The following is a 2,776-nucleotide window of genomic DNA, read 5'->3' as shown; positions in this document are numbered from 1 at the left end:
AACGCCGGGTGTCTCCATGATCGCCTTCTCGACTTCCCTGGCAGCATCCGAGGAACGTTGGAGCGAGGACGCGTTCGGCAGTTGCAAGCCGGCATAGATGTACCCCTGGTCCTCATCGGGGAGGAAGCTCTTGGGGATCCTCTTGCCAAAGAAAGCTGCACCTACGGTTAGCAGGGCGAGCAAGAGAAACGCAAACCCGGCCTTACGGATCAGGTGTCCGCACCAATTCACGTACCCGTCGGTGGCGCGCCCGAAGATACGGTTGAACCAGCGGAAGAAGGCGCCGAGGGGGCCGCGCGCCGGCTTCCTGGGGCGCAGCAGCAGGGCGGAAAGTGCCGGACTGAGGGTCAGCGCATTGAACGCCGAGAAGAGCACCGAAATCGCGATTGTGACTGCAAACTGTTTGTAAAGCTGACCGGTGATACCAGGAACGAAGGCTGTCGGAACGAATACGGCGGCCAGAATGAGTCCGATAGCAACTACAGGCCCGGAGACTTCCTCCATCGCCTTGATGGTCGCGTCGTGGGGTGTCATTCCGTGCTCGATATGGTGCTCCACGGCCTCCACGACGACAATCGCATCATCGACGACTAGTCCAATCGCCAAGACGAGCCCAAAGAGCGACAGGGTGTTGATGGAGAACCCAAGCACTGGAAAGACCACGAAAGTTCCAATCAGAGAGACGGGAACCGCTAGCAAAGGGATAAGCGTTGCTCTCCACCCCTGAAGAAAGATGTACACCACCAAAATGACTAGAACTAGAGCTTCGAGCAGGGTCTTGTAGATTTCATCGATGCCGGCCCTGACCGCGAGCGTTGTATCCAGCGCCACAATGTAGTCAAGCCCCTGAGGGAACCTCCGTTTCGACTCCTCCATCATCTTTAGGACGGCGTCTCGCGTCTGCAGCGCATTACTACCCGGCGTGAGGTAGAGCGCTATAAGGGCCGCTGGTTGGGCAGGCTTGCCTTCTTCTGCCACTCCCAACCGTGCAAGATAGGAATAATATTGCGATCCCAATTCCAGGCGCGCGACATCCTTCAGCCGAAGAATTGAACCGTCGGGCTGGGCGCGGATGACGATCTCACCAAACTCCTCGGTCGTGGGCAGACGCCCAGGAGCCCGCACGTTATAGGTGAATTGCTGACCAGAAGGAACGGGCTCCCCTCCAACCTGGCCAGCGGGATTGACCTTGTTTTGGGCCTTGACTGCGTTCGTGATGTCAGAAACTGTCACTCCCAGGTTCGCCAACTTGTCAGGATTCACCCAAATGCGCATGGAATAGGGTCCTGCGCCATATATCTGGACCTGAGAGACACCTGATATACGGGTCAGTGCGTACTGCAAATTGATAGTGGCATAGTTAGCCAGGAAAATGTTGTCGTATACGCCGCTGGGCGAGTAGAGGTCGAGCAGCATGAAGGGCGCGGTCGTACCCGGCTGCACAATTACACCCTGCTGGACCACGTCGCTCGGCAACTGGGAGTTGGCTTGCGCAGTCCGCATCTGTGCCAGAATCTGGTCGGTGTTGACATCGGTCCCAAGCTGGAAATCCACGTACAGGGACATCCCTCCTCCCGAGCTGGCGCTCAAGGAGTACATGTAGTTCATGCCGCTGACGCCTGACATCTGCTGCTCAATCGGAGTCGCAACCGACTCAGCGATTGTTTGGGCATCCGCACCGGGATAGGTCGCTTTCACCTGGATCATCGGGTCGGCGATGTTCGGGAACTGCGACGTGGGCAGCTTGAGCACCGAGACCACGCCGACCAGCACCATCAGAATGGAAATGACCATGGCGACGATGGGCCGATTGATAAAGAATTTGGACATGGTCAGATGCCCCCGCCCGCACCGGCTACATACGGCTTCGGAATGACTGGAATGCCTTCCCTTGCTGACTGCGCCATCTGTGCTGCTGCCGTCTGGACCTTCTGGATCCCTTCGACCACAACCCGATCGCCCGGCTTCAATCCCTCAGTGATGATCCAGTTCCGCCCGACGCGATCCCCTACCTTGACCGGCCGGAACATTGCCTTGTTGTCAGGCGTGAGCACAATGATCTGGTATTCCGACTGCACCTCGATTACGGCCGTCTGTGGAACAAGCAGGGCGTTCTTGTTTTCGCCAATCTTGATCCGGACTCGGCCGAAACCGCCCGGACGCAGAACGGCGCCCGGATTGGGAAATTCAGCCGCCAACTGGATGGTGCCCGTCTGTGTGCCAACCTGACGATTTACGTAGATGATCGTACCTTTCTGCGAATAAGGGATGTCATTGGCCTGGATGTACTCCACCACTAATGCACTTCTGCGCGCGGCTTGGCTGACCTTGCCCGCGATGATTGCTGTCACTTGTGGCGCAAAACTGAGAAAAAGGCTTTCACTAACGCTGAAGTACGCCCATATCGGATCCACTCGCGAAACGGTCGTCATTTTGGTGTTAGTTCCCACCAAATCGCCGATCTGGGAGTTGGATACGCCGGCGATGCCGTCAATGGGCGAATAGATCTTGGTCCAACCGAGATTCAGCTCCGTGTTTGCAAGATTGGCCTTCCTGGATTTCACCTCGGACCTCGAGGCAGCCTGATTGGCTAGGTCCGTATCGAGCTGCTTCTGCGGGATCGCATTTTGGGCGGCCAGCGGGGTATCGCGCTGGACATCGGCATCGTACCTAGCGAGATTAGCTTCGGAGAAGCCTAACTGCGCCTTGGCTTGGTCCAGCTCAGCCTGGTACTGCCGCGGGTCGAGCTCAAACAGAAGCTGGTCCTTCTTGACGA

The 2,776-nt window shown here is 57.3% G+C and carries 2 protein-coding genes; both read right to left on the bottom strand.

Annotated elements, in window-relative coordinates:
- A partial coding sequence (locus tag VEG30_14790; protein ID HXZ81194.1) for an efflux RND transporter permease subunit occupies positions 1-1,830 on the bottom strand: 1,830 nt, incomplete at its 3' end.
- A 2-nt stretch (positions 1,831-1,832) separates the two neighbouring features.
- Positions 1,833-2,776 (bottom strand): efflux RND transporter periplasmic adaptor subunit (locus tag VEG30_14785; protein ID HXZ81193.1); only part of this gene is annotated, 944 nt, incomplete at its 5' end.

Source organism: Terriglobales bacterium (genome assembly GCA_035624455.1).
GTDB lineage: Bacteria > Acidobacteriota > Terriglobia > Terriglobales > Acidobacteriaceae > DASPRM01.
The sequence above is the reverse complement of the archived record's forward strand: the minus strand, read 5'-3'. Positions and strand labels throughout refer to the sequence as shown.